The organism is Microbacterium sp. NPDC056569, from assembly GCF_042793475.1.
GTDB lineage: Bacteria > Actinomycetota > Actinomycetes > Actinomycetales > Microbacteriaceae > Microbacterium.
The window spans coordinates 137,389-150,806 of the sequence record NZ_JBHTUV010000005.1 but is presented as its reverse complement, the minus strand read 5'-3'; the positions used below and the strand labels follow the sequence as shown (position 1 = coordinate 150,806).

At 70.7% G+C, this 13,418-nt stretch carries 15 protein-coding genes and 1 tRNA gene; 4 read left to right on the top strand and 12 right to left on the bottom strand.

Annotation, left to right across the window (positions count from 1 at the left end):
- Positions 1-36 precede the first annotated feature (36 nt).
- Positions 37-681, top strand: a complete 645-nt coding sequence (locus tag ACFQ7C_RS08130) for a M15 family metallopeptidase (protein ID WP_378898995.1) — start codon at positions 37-39, stop codon at positions 679-681.
- A gap of 154 nt (positions 682-835) precedes the next feature.
- Positions 836-1,303, top strand: a complete 468-nt coding sequence (locus ACFQ7C_RS08125; protein ID WP_378899131.1) for a nucleoside deaminase — start codon at positions 836-838, stop codon at positions 1,301-1,303.
- Positions 1,304-1,397: 94 nt separating this feature from the next.
- On the opposite strand, the gene ACFQ7C_RS08120 is transcribed toward ACFQ7C_RS08125, so the two are convergent.
- From ACFQ7C_RS08120 to rplU, 10 genes are all read right to left on the bottom strand, one after another.
- Positions 1,398-1,473 (bottom strand) — tRNA-Ala (locus tag ACFQ7C_RS08120).
- Positions 1,474-1,544: 71 nt separating this feature from the next.
- Complete coding sequence (gene rsfS, locus ACFQ7C_RS08115) at positions 1,545-1,925, bottom strand: ribosome silencing factor (protein WP_378898994.1); 381 nt, start codon at positions 1,923-1,925, stop codon at positions 1,545-1,547.
- Positions 1,925-3,154 carry a hypothetical protein gene (locus ACFQ7C_RS08110; RefSeq protein ID WP_378898993.1) on the bottom strand — a complete coding sequence of 410 codons (1,230 nt, stop codon included), beginning with the start codon at positions 3,152-3,154 and terminating at the stop codon, positions 1,925-1,927. Before ACFQ7C_RS08110 ends, rsfS begins: the two co-directional genes overlap by 1 nt.
- The gene (gene nadD, locus ACFQ7C_RS08105; RefSeq protein WP_378898992.1) at positions 3,151-3,747 is read right to left on the bottom strand and encodes a nicotinate-nucleotide adenylyltransferase; all 597 of its coding nucleotides are present in this window, start codon (positions 3,745-3,747) and stop codon (positions 3,151-3,153) included. The genes ACFQ7C_RS08110 and nadD overlap by 4 nt, the downstream gene beginning before the upstream one ends.
- Positions 3,748-3,756: 9 nt before the next feature.
- Complete coding sequence (locus ACFQ7C_RS08100; RefSeq protein ID WP_378898991.1) at positions 3,757-3,981, bottom strand: hypothetical protein; 225 nt, start codon at positions 3,979-3,981, stop codon at positions 3,757-3,759.
- 54 nt (positions 3,982-4,035) lie between these two features.
- Positions 4,036-5,295 (bottom strand): glutamate-5-semialdehyde dehydrogenase, encoded by a 1,260-nt coding sequence (locus ACFQ7C_RS08095; RefSeq protein ID WP_378898990.1) that lies wholly within the window; start codon positions 5,293-5,295, stop codon positions 4,036-4,038.
- Positions 5,295-6,134 carry a glutamate 5-kinase gene (gene proB, locus ACFQ7C_RS08090; protein WP_378898989.1) on the bottom strand — a complete coding sequence of 280 codons (840 nt, stop codon included), beginning with the start codon at positions 6,132-6,134 and terminating at the stop codon, positions 5,295-5,297. The genes ACFQ7C_RS08095 and proB overlap by 1 nt, the downstream gene beginning before the upstream one ends.
- The gene (gene obgE, locus ACFQ7C_RS08085; RefSeq protein ID WP_378898988.1) at positions 6,131-7,639 is read right to left on the bottom strand and encodes a GTPase ObgE; all 1,509 of its coding nucleotides are present in this window, start codon (positions 7,637-7,639) and stop codon (positions 6,131-6,133) included. The genes proB and obgE overlap by 4 nt, the downstream gene beginning before the upstream one ends.
- Positions 7,640-7,745: 106 nt before the next feature.
- Positions 7,746-8,003, bottom strand: coding sequence for a 50S ribosomal protein L27 (gene rpmA / locus ACFQ7C_RS08080; protein ID WP_109211194.1), 258 nt, complete (start codon positions 8,001-8,003; stop codon positions 7,746-7,748).
- Positions 8,004-8,021: 18 nt separating this feature from the next.
- Entirely contained in the window at positions 8,022-8,330 is a 309-nt protein-coding gene (gene rplU, locus ACFQ7C_RS08075; RefSeq protein ID WP_026059456.1) for a 50S ribosomal protein L21, read from the bottom strand.
- 163 nt (positions 8,331-8,493) lie between these two features.
- Here rplU and ACFQ7C_RS08070 point away from each other — a divergent pair, with 163 nt between their 5' ends.
- Entirely contained in the window at positions 8,494-8,760 is a 267-nt protein-coding gene (locus ACFQ7C_RS08070; protein WP_376006467.1) for a DUF4031 domain-containing protein, read from the top strand.
- 1 nt (position 8,761) lies between these two features.
- Here the strand turns inward: ACFQ7C_RS08070 and ACFQ7C_RS08065 are convergent, their stop codons facing one another.
- Both ACFQ7C_RS08065 and ACFQ7C_RS08060 read right to left on the bottom strand, forming a co-directional pair.
- Positions 8,762-9,856 carry a glycosyltransferase gene (locus ACFQ7C_RS08065; protein ID WP_378898987.1) on the bottom strand — a complete coding sequence of 365 codons (1,095 nt, stop codon included), beginning with the start codon at positions 9,854-9,856 and terminating at the stop codon, positions 8,762-8,764.
- 109 nt (positions 9,857-9,965) lie between these two features.
- A complete protein-coding gene (locus ACFQ7C_RS08060) occupies positions 9,966-12,413 on the bottom strand; it encodes an Rne/Rng family ribonuclease (RefSeq protein WP_378898986.1) in 2,448 nt (815 codons plus the stop codon).
- A gap of 344 nt (positions 12,414-12,757) precedes the next feature.
- Here ACFQ7C_RS08060 and ACFQ7C_RS08055 point away from each other — a divergent pair, with 344 nt between their 5' ends.
- The gene (locus ACFQ7C_RS08055) at positions 12,758-13,381 is read left to right on the top strand and encodes a vitamin K epoxide reductase family protein (protein WP_378898985.1); all 624 of its coding nucleotides are present in this window, start codon (positions 12,758-12,760) and stop codon (positions 13,379-13,381) included.
- Positions 13,382-13,418: the final 37 nt, after the last annotated feature.

The following is a 13,418-nucleotide window of genomic DNA, read 5'->3' as shown; positions in this document are numbered from 1 at the left end:
ACGTCCTCGCAACACGCGCGCGCGTTGGCTGGGAGCATGATCCCCACAGCAACCACCGAGGTGACGAGAGCCCGGCGCGTGCTCCGTCACGCCCTCGTGACCCTGATCATCATCGGGCTCGCGACGGTCGGCGTCGCGGTATACCGATCGGCTTCCGCGACGACGCCGCTCACGGGCACGATCGGCGAGTCGCACGTCGATGCGCAGACTCCGCCCGACGGAGTCGTGACCGCGGAGGACGGGCTGCTTCCCGATGGCGCGACCCCGTTCGACGAGGGGTACGCCGGGGTGGCGCGCCTGTCCCCTGCGCTGCTCGACGCGTTGCAGCGGGCGGCGCACGACGCCGCGGCAGGCGACGTCGTGATCCGGGTGAACAGCGGCTGGCGCTCCACGGAGTATCAGGATCGCCTGCTCCAGGAGGCGGTCGAGCGATACGGTTCGGTGGAGGAGGCCGCGCGCTGGGTCGCCTCCTCCGCGACGTCGACGCACGTGGCCGGCGACGCGGTCGACGTCGGCTCCTACGACGCGGTCGATTGGCTGGCCGACCGTGGCGCCGCCTACGGGCTCTGCCAGACCTACGGGAACGAGTCCTGGCATTTCGAACTTCGCCCGGAAGCGATCGACGGAGGCTGCCCGCCCCCGTACGCCGATCCCACCCAGGACCCCCGTCTGCAGGGCTGACGGTGCGTGCGGCGACTCCGGCTGTTACTGCACGACGCTCGCCCGCGCGAGCCAGGTACTGTGACGGATGTGGTGCGCACCCTCACCGGCCGCGAGCCGGAGTCCATCGACGAAGCGATGACGGTCCCGCTCATGAGGACGGACTCGTGAGGTGATGGACGCCGGACTCGAGGCTGCGTTTTCCGCAGCTGTCCGCGGAGCCTCGGAGGGCGGCATCCCGATCGGCTCGGCGCTGGTCATCGACGGCAAGGTCGTCGCGACAGGCTACAACCGGCGCGTACAGCGCGGCAGCGTCGTTCTGCATGCCGAGATGGACTGTCTCGAGGCGGCCGGCCGCCTGCCCGCGTCGGAGTATGCGCGGGCCACGCTGTACACGACGCTGTCGCCCTGCGACATGTGCACCGGCGCGGTGCTGCTCTACGGCATCCCGCGCGTCGTCGTCGGTGAGGAACGCACCTTCGTCGGCGGCACGGCGCTGCTGCGCGATCGTGGCGTCCACGTCGAGGTGGTCGATGATCCCGCGTGCGAGCGGCTTCTCGCGGGATTCGTGCGAGCGCACCCGCAGCTCTGGAACGAGGACATCGGGGTGATCGACCCCGATGCGGGCGGGGGTGCGCTCTGAGGCCTGCCGTCGCCGCCTTTCGGCTTCCATCATCGCGTCCCGCACGACCGCTTCCGAGATCGGAAGTGAGGACATCTGGCTGTACCAGGAAATATGGTGGACCTGAGGGGACTCGAACCCCTGACCCCCTGCATGCCATGCAGGTGCGCTACCAGCTGCGCCACAGGCCCAGACGCTGTTCCCGCTCTCGCGGGGCAACTCGTCTAGCTTACAACACCACAGCGGGTGCTCCGTACCACCGTCACTCCTCCGCTGTCGCCCGGGCGGGAAGGCTGATCGGCACCACAGGGCAGTCCTTCCACAGACGCTCCAGTCCGTAGTACACGCGCTCCTGCTCGTGGAAGACGTGCACGACCAGGTCGCCGAAGTCGATCAGGATCCATCGCGACTCCTCGCGGCCCTCGCGACGCAGACGCTTGTGGCCCGCCTCGAGAAGCTTGTCCTCGATCTCGTCGGCGATCGCCGCGACGTTGCGCTCGCTGCGGCCCGTGACCAGCAGGAAGATGTCGACGAGCGGGAGCGGCTCCGACACGTCGAGGGCGACGAGATCCTCGCCGGCCTTGGAATCCGCCGCGGCCGCGGCGATCTGGAGCATGTCGTGCGACTGCGCACTCGCCACCATCAGAACACTCCCGTCACGAAGGCGAGGATCAGAACGCCGACGAGGGCCAGCGCCAGCACGCCCGCGGTGATCGCGAGCGACATCATGAGCTTGCCGCCCTTCTCGGGCACCGGCGGCTTGATCACGTCGCCAGGCGCCTTCGCGGTGCTCACGGCGGAGCTCGCGGCGATCGGCGTCGGCGACGAGTGCGACGGCAGCTCCCCGTCGACCAGCGTCGCGTCGATCTCCTTGCCGTCGGCGGTGCCCTTGGCGTGTCCTGTGGAGCCGAGCCCCTCAGGCAGGTTGAACGTTCCGGTGACGATGACCTCGCCGGTCGCCGTGACCGGCGCCACCAGGGGCGCGATCTCGGGAGCCTGCGAGACGATCAGTGCGTTCGGGATGGCGATGGCGCCGGTGGTGCGAGTGAGCAGCTGGTCGAACGAGGGCGGGAAGTCGACGGCTGCGGGCTGGCCGGCGGGCGGTGCCTCGTCGAGGAGGCTGGCCCCGAGCAGCGGGTTGACCGCCTTCGGCGCAGCGGCGGGCGCTTCGGGCCCGTCATCCGCGGCGGTGCCGAACATGCCGTCGATCGAGCGGTCGTCGACCTCGTGCGCCTGCGGCTCCGCCGTGAAGGCGGGGACCGAGATCGCAGCGGCCGGCGCGGCGTGCTGCCAGCTCGGCGTTGGGGCCGGCGCGGGGGCGGGCGTCTGCTCGGGCTCGCGCGGGATGCCGAAGAGCGCGTGCATGCCGCTGTCGGTCGACACCTGCGAGTCGTCCTGCGCGGGCGTGAACAGCGACGGCGCGGGCTCGTCGAAGGGTGCCACGGGCGGTGGCGCGGCCGGGAACGCGAACGTCGGGGCGTTGCCGCCGGTGGCCGCGGCGTGCGCCGCGACGACCTCGGGCGTGATGACGGGCACCGAGGCGGTGCGGATGCGCTCCTGCTGGCGCGCCTGGCGGCGCGTGAGCGGCGAGACGCCGAGATCGACGGCGGAGTCGGGAACGGGTGCCGGCGCGACGGCGGCGGGCTCCGCCGGCCGTGGGAACGGCGCGGGTGCGGGCTGCGCGGCAGCGACCGGCGCAGGCGGCGCGGGAGCGGCATCGACCGGGGAGGCCGCGACAGGGGCTGCGGGAGTCTCTGCGGCGTCGTGGGCCGCAGGGGTCTCGGTGATGACGGGGGTCGACCCCGTGTTCCGCAGCTCGCGGATCTGCTTACGTGTGAGGGCTGGCGTCGCCGGGTGCTCGGGTGTACTCATTCCTTGCTCCGGTAGAGATGGTGCTTCGCAATGTATTGGACGACCCCGTCGGGCACGAGGTACCACACGGGGTGTCCTCGCTGAACTCGGTCGCGGCAATCCGTCGATGAGATCGCGAGGGCGGGGATCTCGAGCTGACTGACGTCGTCGCTGGGCAGACCGTCCGTGTTCAGCACGTGACCCGGTCTGGATACCGCGACGAAGTGGGCGAGGTCCCACAACTCATCATGGTCCCTCCAACTGAGAATTTGCGCTATGGCGTCGGCACCGGTGATGAAGAACAGCTCCGCGTCCGGGCGCTGGGCCTTCAGATCGCGGAGCGTGTCGATGGTGTAGGTGGGGCCGTCGCGGTCGATGTCGACGCGGCTCACCGTGAATCGGGGATTGGATGCCGTGGCGATGACGGTCATCAGATAGCGGTGTTCGCTCGGCGACACGTCGGCCTTGTGCCATGGCTCTCCGGTCGGCACGAAGACGACCTCGTCGAGGTCGAACCACTGCGCCACCTCGCTGGCGGCGACCAGGTGCCCATGATGGACCGGATCGAACGTTCCGCCCATGACCCCGATCCTCGGGGCTGCCGCCAAGGACATGCAGCAGCCTTAGTGGCCGTGCCCCGCTCGCTGTACGTCGTTCGCGTGGGCCTTGGCGTAGGCCTCGGCCTTGTGTGCGTGGCGGTTGGCCACGTTGCGGTACGAGAGCGTCACGATCGCCAGCGCGGCGAAGACCACCATCGCGACGATGCCGTACCCGACGGTCTCGAGGGCGACGTTGCCGTGGTGCTCCGCCTCTTCGGCGGCGAGGGCGATGATCGTGGCGGTGGTCATTCGGGCTCCGTTCGGGTTCGCCTCTGGGGCGCAGGACTGGACAAGTCTATTCCGTTACGCGCGTACCTGCCCGGCACCCCGCGCGAGCCACTTCGAGCTGGTCAGCTCCGCGAGCCCCATCGGCCCTCGCGCGTGCAGCTTCTGCGTCGAGATGCCGACCTCGGCGCCGAAGCCGAACTCGCCGCCGTCGGTGAAACGGGTCGACGTGTTGGCCATCACCACGGCGGAGTCGACCTCGGCCAGGAAGCGGGCCTCGTTCGCGGCATCCTGCGTCACGATCGACTCGGTGTGGTGCGTCGAGTACCGGCGGATGTGCTCGAGCGCGTCGTCCAGGTCGTCGACGACGCGCATCGCGAGGTCGAGGCTGAGATACTCGGTGGCCCAGTCCTCGTCGGTCGCCGCGGTGACGCCCGGGGCCAGGCTCTCGACGGTCTCGTCGCCGTGGACCGTCACACCGTTCTGCTGGAGCGCTGCCACGACGGGTCCGACGAGGCGGTCGGCGGCGGCGCGGTGCACGAGCACCGTCTCGACGGCGTTGCAGACGCTGGGCCGCTGCGTCTTGGCGTTCACGACGATGTCGCGCGCCCAGTCGAGGGGCGCGGACTCGTCGAGGACGATGTGCACGACGCCCGCGCCGGTCTCGATGACGGGGACGGAGGACTCCGTCACGACCGTCTCGATGAGCTGGGCGCTGCCGCGGGGCACCAGCACGTCGACGATCCCCCGCGCGTGCATCAGTTCGCGGGCTCCCTCGCGGCCGAACTCGTCCACCGTCTGGATGGCCTCGGGGTCGATCCCCCGCTCGGCCAGCGCTCCGCGCATCGCACGCACGAGAGCCGCGTTGGTGTGCTCGGCGGCGGTGCCGCCTCGCAGCACGACCGCGTTGCCGGAGCGCAGGGCGAGGGCGGCGATGTCGACGGTGACATTGGGCCGGGCTTCGTAGATCGAGCCCACGACGCCGAACGGCACGGCGACCTTGGTGAGCGTCACGCCGTTCGACAGCGTCCGCTCATCGAGCACGCGGCCGACCGGATCGGGCAGCGCGGCGATCTCCCGCACAGCCGCAGCGAGCGACGCGACGCGGGGCTCGTCGAGGCGCAGACGGTCCTGCAGCGCCGTCGAAAGGCCGGTCTCGGTGCCTCGACGCAGGTCGTCGGCGTTCGCCGCCACGATCGCCGGCGCGGAGGCCTCGATCGCATCGGCGATCGCGAGGAGCGCGTCGCGCTTGACCTCGTCCCCGAGGAGGCCGATGCTGCGCGCCGCGTCCTTGGCGAGCAGCATCCGTTCACGTGCCGTCGTGGCGGTGGTGATCATCAGCCCAGTGTATCGACGGCCGTGCGCACGGGACCGGTCGCGGCGGGCGCCGCGGGCTCGGGGTTCGGCTGGAACCACGTGCCGATCTCGTCGCCCGAGAGCGCTTCGCCGACCAGGTCCGCGCTCGTGACGAGGACGCCGATCCCGGATGCTGCGGCCAGCCGTGCCGCGGACACCTTGGTGGCCGCTCCGCCGGTGCCGACGCTGTTGACGACGACCGAGCCGAACTCGAAGCCGTGCAGGTCGTCGCCGTACGCGACGTGCGGGATCGGCCGGGCACCGGGCTCGTCCGGCGGCCGCGTGTACAGGCACTCGATGTCGCTGAGGAGGACGAGGGCGTCCGCCCCGATCAGCTGGGCGACGAGAGCGGCGAGCCGGTCGTTGTCGCCGAAGCGGATCTCGTGGGTCGCGACGGTGTCGTTCTCGTTGACGATCGGGAGGATGCGCAGGCCCAGGAGCCGTTCCATGGCACGGCGGGCGTTGGAGCGGTGCGTCGCGTTCTCGAGGTCGCCCGCGGTCAGCAGCACCTGGCCGGCGACGATGCGGAACGGGCGCAGGGCCTCTTGGTAGCGGTAGATGAGCACGTTCTGGCCCACCGCGGCGGCGGCCTGCTGCGTCGCGAGGTCGCTCGGCCGCTCACCCAGCAGCAGATACGGCATCCCGGTCGCGATGGCGCCGGAGGAGACGAGCACGACCTCGGTGCCGCGCCCGTGAGCAGCGGCGAGCCCGTCGACGATCGGCTTGATCTTGTGGGCGTTGTCGCCGCTGATCGACGACGAGCCGACCTTGACGACGACGCGGCGCGCGGTCGGGAGGTCGCTGCGCTCCCGCGCGCTCACTCCTCGTCCTCCTGGTCGCGGTAGCGCTCGGCGATCCGCTCTGCCTCCAGCTCGGCGCGTGCCTCCGCCTTGGCGTCCATCATGTCGTGGTAGCGCTCGCGGCGCTCCGACGTGGTGCGCCGGTTGTCGCGCAGCAGGCGCGGGTCGGTGCCGCGCGGCGCCGTCATCAGCTCCGCGTTCGACGAGATCGAGGGCTCCCAGTCGAAGACGATGCCGTCCCCCTCGCCGATCACGACGGTGGCGCCGGGCGTGGCGCCCGCGCGGAACAGCTCGTCTTCGACGCCGAGCTTCTCGAGGCGGTCGCCGAGGTATCCGACGGCCTCCTCGTTCTGGAAGTCGGTCTGCTGCACCCACTTGAGCGGCTTGTCGCCGAGGATGCGGTAGATGTTGCCGTAGGTGCCGCCCTCGACGCGGACCGAGAATTCCTTCTCGGCGCCCTTCGGCCGGATGACGACACGCTCTGGGGCGGGCGCGGCGGCGAGTTCGGCACGGTGCTTCGCGACGATGTCGCCGAGCGCGAACGTGAGCTGGCGGAGCCCTTCGTGACTCACCGTCGAGATCTCGAACACGCGGAACCCGCGCGCCTCGAGATCGGGACGGACCAGGTCGGCGAGATCCTTCGCCTCCGGGACGTCGACCTTGTTGAGCGCCACGAGCTGGGGGCGCTCGAGCAGCGGGAGCTGCCCGTCGGGGACCGGGTAGGCCGCGAGTTCGTCGAGGATCACGTCGAGATCGGTGAGGGGGTCGCGGCCCGGCTCGAGCGTGGCGCAGTCCAGCACGTGGACGAGAGCGGTGCAGCGCTCCACGTGACGGAGGAACTCGAGGCCGAGGCCCTTGCCCTCGCTCGCGCCCTCGATCAGACCTGGCACGTCGGCGACGGTGAAGCGCTCCTCCCCCGCCTGCACGACGCCGAGGTTGGGATGCAGCGTGGTGAACGGATAGTCCGCGATCTTGGGTCGCGCCGCCGAGATGGCCGCGATGAGGCTTGACTTGCCCGCCGAGGGGAAGCCGACCAGCGCCACGTCGGCGACCGTCTTGAGCTCGAGGAGGACGTCGCCCTCCCAGCCGGGCGTGCCGAGCAGCGCGAAACCCGGCGCCTTGCGCTTCGGGTTGGCGAGGGCGGCGTTGCCGAGCCCGCCCAGACCGCCGGGGGCGGCCACGAAGCGCATGCCCGGCTCGATCATGTCGACGAGGGTCTCGCCCGAGACGTCCTTGACGACGGTGCCGACGGGCACGGGCAGCTCGAGCGACTCGCCTGCAGCGCCCGAGCGGTGGTCGCCCATGCCGAAGCCGCCGTTGCCGCTGGAGCGGTGCGGCGAGTGGTGGTAGGACAGCAGCGTCGTGACCTGCGGGTCGGCGACGAGCACGACGTCGCCGCCGTGACCGCCGTTGCCGCCGTCGGGCCCGGCGAGCGGCTTGAACTTCTCGCGCTTGACCGACACGCAGCCGTTGCCGCCCTTGCCGGCGCGCAGGTGAAGCGTCACCCGATCGACGAACGTGACCATGCGGTCCCCCTCAGGTGTTCATGCTTCCCGGCGTGCCGGGAAAGGGATAAAGGGAAAGGGCGAGCCGAAGCCCGCCCCTTCCGGAAAGTCTGTGAGACTCGCTGGATTACTCCGCGACCGCCACGACGTTGACGACCTTGCGGCCGCCCTTGTGACCGAACTCGACCGCGCCCGCGGCCAGCGCGAACAGCGTGTCATCGCCGCCGCGGCCGACGTTGGCGCCGGGGTGGAAGTGCGTGCCACGCTGGCGGACGAGGATCTCGCCGGCGTTGACGGCCTGGCCGCCGAAACGCTTCACGCCGAGGCGCTGAGCGTTGGAGTCACGACCGTTGCGGGTGGAGCTTGCGCCCTTTTTGTGTGCCATCTCTGCGTCTCCTGTGGCTTACTTGATGCCGGTGACCTTGACGCGCGTGAGGTCCTGACGGTGCCCCTGGCGCTTCTTGTAGCCGGTCTTGTTCTTGAACTTCTGGATCACGATCTTCGGGCCGCGCTCCTCGCCGAGCACCTCGGCGGTCACGGTGACCTTCGCGAGCTTGTCGGCGTCGGTCGTGACGGTGTCACCATCGACGAAGAGCACCGCGGGGAGCTCGATCTTGTCGCCGATCTTCGCGGCCTGACGGTCGAGAACGACGATCGTGCCGACCTCGACCTTCTCCTGCCGGCCGCCGGCGCGCACAACTGCGTAAACCACTTCACACCTGTTTCTTCTGGGAGCACGCGCACGCACTCGGGGACGTCAACGAAGACTTGGTGCGGATATCTCGACGCACCAAGGGTCTACTTTACCAGATGCCGGAACACTCCGCGAAAGCGGGCGGGACCGTGTCGCGGCATGCGGTGCGTAGGATCTGCACGTGGCGATCCTCATCGACGATCCTCTCTGGCCGGCTCACGGCCGTCTGTGGGCGCACCTGGTGACGGACACGGACCTCGCGGAGCTCCACGCGTTCGCCGCCGCGAACGGCATCCCGGCGCGCGGATTCGACCTCGACCACTACGACGTCCCGGAGGAGGCGCATGCGCGCCTGGTCGCCGCCGGCGCGCTCCATGTGAGCGGCCACGAGCTGGTGCGGCGCCTCATCGCCTCCGGACTGCGCGTGCGCGGTCGGGACCGCCACTGACTCACCGCCCCGCCGCGGCGGACAGTTCGAGCACGTCCGCCGCGCGGCCGGGTCCGTCGAACGCGCGGATGGCCTCGCCGAGGCGCTGCGCCCGGGCCAGGGTGGCGTCGTCGCCGAGCGTGCGCAGGATCGCCGCGCGGATCGTCGCGGCGTCCGTCCTGCGCGACATCGTGGCCCCCACTCCCGCTCGTGCGATCGCCCGCGCGATGCGCGGCTGGTCCGACGTCGGCTCGAGCGGGAGCGCGACCACGGGGACTCCGTGGGCGAGGGCCGTGAGCGTCGTGCCGTGTCCGCCGTGGCCCACGACCACGGTGGCGTGCGGGAACAGCTCCTCGTGCGGCATCCACTCGTGAACCTCGATGCCGGCGGGCAGCCGCACTTCCCCGGCCGCCAGAGCCGGACCGAGTGTGGCGACCACCCGTACGTCGAGGCCTTCGACGGCGTCGAGCACGCGTTGCCAGGTCGTGACGAGATCCGCGAACCGGTAGGTGCTGAGGCTCACGACGACGGTCGGCGTGAGCGGCTTCGCTGCGACGGCCCTGGTCATCGCGCCCGCGTACACGACCGCTCCCGGCGCGGCCGACAGCGCGCGCTGCGACGGGAACGGCACGTCGAAGCCCGGTACGGATGCCACCAGGATCGGCGCGGCATGCCGGCGGGGCGTGCGCACCCGCATCCCTCGCGGCCAGACCAGGGCGCCCAGCACGCGGGATCCCGAGGCGATGAAGTCGTGCATGGTGTGCTCGAGCACGGCGAAGCGCTGGTCCATCCGGTCGAGGACGTCGAGGACGGCGATCAGCATGCAGTCCACCACGACGACGTCGGCCGGAAAGGCGGCGAGCTGAGCCACGGTGTCGTCGGCGAGGCCGTGGTCGGTCACCAGCCGCATCAGGCCGGCGGGCCGAGGATCGAGCACGAATCCGGGTGCGCTCGCGAACGCCGTGAACGGCAGGCCCGCGCCGCGGTACGCGGTCGCCTGGGAATCGTGCCCGAGGACGCGCACATCGTGTCCGCGGTCGCGCAGCACGCGCGCGATCACGATCGTGGGCATGCGGTTGCCGCCGCCATCCCACGTCACGAACACGTAGCGCGCCATGGCGCCCCCGTTTCCCCAGCTCCCGGGGTCACCCTAGCGAGCGCGCGGTCGCGCCGACAGAGGGGCGCGCGCCCACCCCGGCGGCAGCCGGGACGGGCGCGCGTGATTCTCAGTCCTCCGAGGGCGTGTGCGGCACGGGCGTCCCCGTGAGCGCCGCGGTCGTCACACGACGACGGGAGCGACCCTGACCAGGGGCCTTCGGCTCCGGGAGGGCGTTCAGCACGGAGTCCAGGAGGAGGTCCTTCTCCGTGCGGTTCTCCTTCTTCGCGCCGGATTCCGAACGCTTCTTGCGCGGCTTCTTCGGGCGCTCGACCGGAGCCGGCTCGACCGCGGGCTCCGCCTCGGCGGGTGCGACCTCGTCGTTGTGGTGGATCGTGGAAGCGGCGATCTGCGCGAGGGCCGACTTCACTCCTTCGGTGATGACGTGCGTGCCGTTCGAGGCGCCGCCGGACGTCGCCGGTGCCCCGCCGCGCGGCCGGCGGCCGGACGAGGGCGCGCCGCTCGCGGCCGGGGCGCGGTGCTTGACGACGGGGTCGTGGTGCACGATCAGGCCGCGCCCGGCGCAGACCTCGCACGCCTCGCTGAAGGTCTCGAGGAGGCCCAGCCCGAGCTTCTTGCGCGTCATCTGGACGAGGCCGAGCGAGGTGACCTCGGCGACCTGGTGCTTCGTCCGGTCGCGGCTCAGGCACTCGACGAGGCGGCGCAGGACGAGGTCGCGGTTCGACTCGAGCACCATGTCGATGAAGTCGACGACGATGATGCCGCCGATGTCGCGCAGGCGCAGCTGGCGGACGATCTCCTCCGCGGCCTCGAGGTTGTTCTTCGTGACCGTCTCTTCGAGGTTGCCGCCGGAGCCGACGAACTTGCCCGTGTTGACGTCGACGACCGTCATCGCCTCCGTGCGGTCGATGACCAGCGAGCCTCCGGAGGGCAGCCACACCTTGCGGTCGAGGGCCTTCTCGATCTGCTCCGTCACCCGGAACACGTCGAACGGGTCGTGCTCGCCCTCGTAGCGCTCGACGCGCTCGAGGAGGTCGGGCGCGACGGACTCGAGGTACTTCGAGATCGTGTGATGCGCGTCGTCGCCCTGGATGAGCATCTTCGAGAAGTCCTCGTTGAAGACGTCGCGGACGATCTTGACGAGGAGGTCCGGCTCGGAGTGCAGGAGCGCCGGCGCCTGGATCGTCTCGATCTGCTTCGAGATGTGCTCCCACTGGTTCGTGAGACGCTGCACATCGCGCGTCAGCTGGTCCTCGGTGGCGCCTTCGGCGGCGGTGCGGACGATGACGCCCGAGGACTCGGGCAGCACCTCCTTGAGGATCTTCTTGAGGCGGGCGCGCTCGGTGTCGGGAAGCTTGCGCGAGATGCCGTTCATGTTGCCGCCCGGAACGTACACGAGGTACCGACCGGGGAGCGAGATCTGGCTCGTGAGCCGGGCACCCTTGTGTCCGACCGGATCCTTCGTGACCTGAACGAGGACGCGGTCACCGGTCTTGAGCGCGAGCTCGATCCGGCGCGGCTGGTTGCCGGTCTCGACGGCGTCCCAGTCGACCTCGCCCGAGTACAGCACGGCGTTGCGGCCCCGGCCGATGTCGACGAAGGCGGCCTCCATGCTCGGCAGGACGTTCTGGACGCGGCCGAGGTAGACGTTGCCGATGAGGGACGCGTCCTGGTTGCGGGCGACGTAGTGCTCGACGAGCACGTTGTCCTCGAGCACGGCGATCTGGATGCGGCCGTTGCGCGAGCGCACGATCATGTCGCGGTCGACGGCCTCACGACGCGCGAGGAACTCCGCCTCGGTCACCACCGCACGGCGGCGGCCGGCCTCGCGGCCGTCGCGGCGGCGCTGCTTCTTCGCCTCCAGACGCGTCGAGCCCTTGATGCGCTGGGGCTCCGTGATGAGCTCGACGGCACGCTGACGGGGCTGCGACGGCTCGGATGTAGCGGATGCCTCGTCCTTGCCCTCGCCGCGGCGACGGCTGCGGCGGCGCGAGGTGCTGGACGATGCCGCCGCGTCGGGCTCGGCTTCGGGCTGCGCGCGGCCCGGCCGCGCAGGAAGCGGCGTGATCTCGGGCGCGTAGAACATGAGCTGCGTCGACACCGCCGACACGAAGACCTCGGGAAGGAGCCCGAGGGTCACGGCGGTCACCGCCTCGGGCTCGGCGGGGACCTCGGGCTCGGCGGGGACCTCGGGCTCGGCGGGGACCTCAGGCTCGGCGGGGACCTCGGGCTCGGTGGGTGCTTCGTCCTCGGACGGTGCCTGGGCCTCGGGCTCGGATGCCGCATCCGCGGCGTCGGTCTCGGGCTCGGGCTCAGCCGCGACCACGGGCTCCTCCCCCGCGAAGGTTTCCGCCTCGGCAGCGGGCTCGGGCGTCACGGCGTCGGAAGCCTCGGCCTGCGCCAGGCTCTCCTCGGTCGGCGCGGAGACCTCCACGGTCTCCTGCGTCTCCTCGGCCGGCGATTCCGCTTCGGCAGCGGACGCCGCCTCGTCGCCCGCTGTCAGCGGTGCGTCGGGTTCTGCCTGAGGGGTGAATTCTGCATCGGTTCCATCAGCCATCACTGGCGTACTCCTAGCGGGGCGACACCGCGCGTCGCCCGGCGAAATCTCGTGCAGCGCCGCCCATGCCCCTCTGGACGGGGCGGTGCCGCGAACTCACTCGGTCTGCAGCGGTCGTCCGGCGCTAGGCGGATGCTCGCGCTGCCAAGGGCACTCGTCGCCCTGAAGTCTTCTGGTGATGATCGTCACGGCGCGGCCGTGAGTCATCGCCCCCCATTATCGCACTTCCCCCGCCAGAATGCCCATTCGCGCCGAGACCACGCCTCCCCCACGCCGCGGATCGGCGATTTGCCACGGCGCCGGGGTGCGGCATCCGTGCAGATCTCGATGTCATAATCCGAGGCATGCCCGCGCAGCAGACCCGCACCCGCCCGACCGGACTCGCCGTATGGCTCGTGATCGCGGGCGTCATCGGGTGGTGGGCGGCCTTCTCGCTCACGATCGAGAAGTTCGAGAAGCTCGCGGACCCCGACGCGATCGCATCGTGCGACTTCAGCGTGCTGGTGCAGTGCACGGCGAACCTCGACTCGTGGCAGGGCAGCGCATTCGGCTTCCCCAACCCGATCCTCGGACTCACCGGATGGGTCGCCCCGATCGTGGTCGGCATGGCCATCCTCGCGCGCGCCCGGTTCGCACGCTGGTTCTGGTGGTGCTTCTGGGCCGGCATCGCCTTCGCGTTCGGCTTCGTGATCTGGCTCATCAGCCAGAGCATCTACGCGCCCAACCTGCACACGCTCTGCCCGTGGTGCATGGTGACGTGGGCGGTCACCATCCCGACCTTCTACGCCGTCACCCTGCACATGCTGCGCGCCGGCCTGGTCCCGGCCTCCGAGCGGGCCCGCGACATCTCCGACCGCCTCATGGTGTGGGTGCCACTGGCTGCGATCGTGAGCTACGCGATCATCCTGCTGCTGGCGCAGCTCGAGATGAACGCCGTCGTCAACATCTGGCAGACGCTGTTCGGCTGACCTCCGCGGCCTCGGAAGGCCTCCGGAGGTCAGCCGC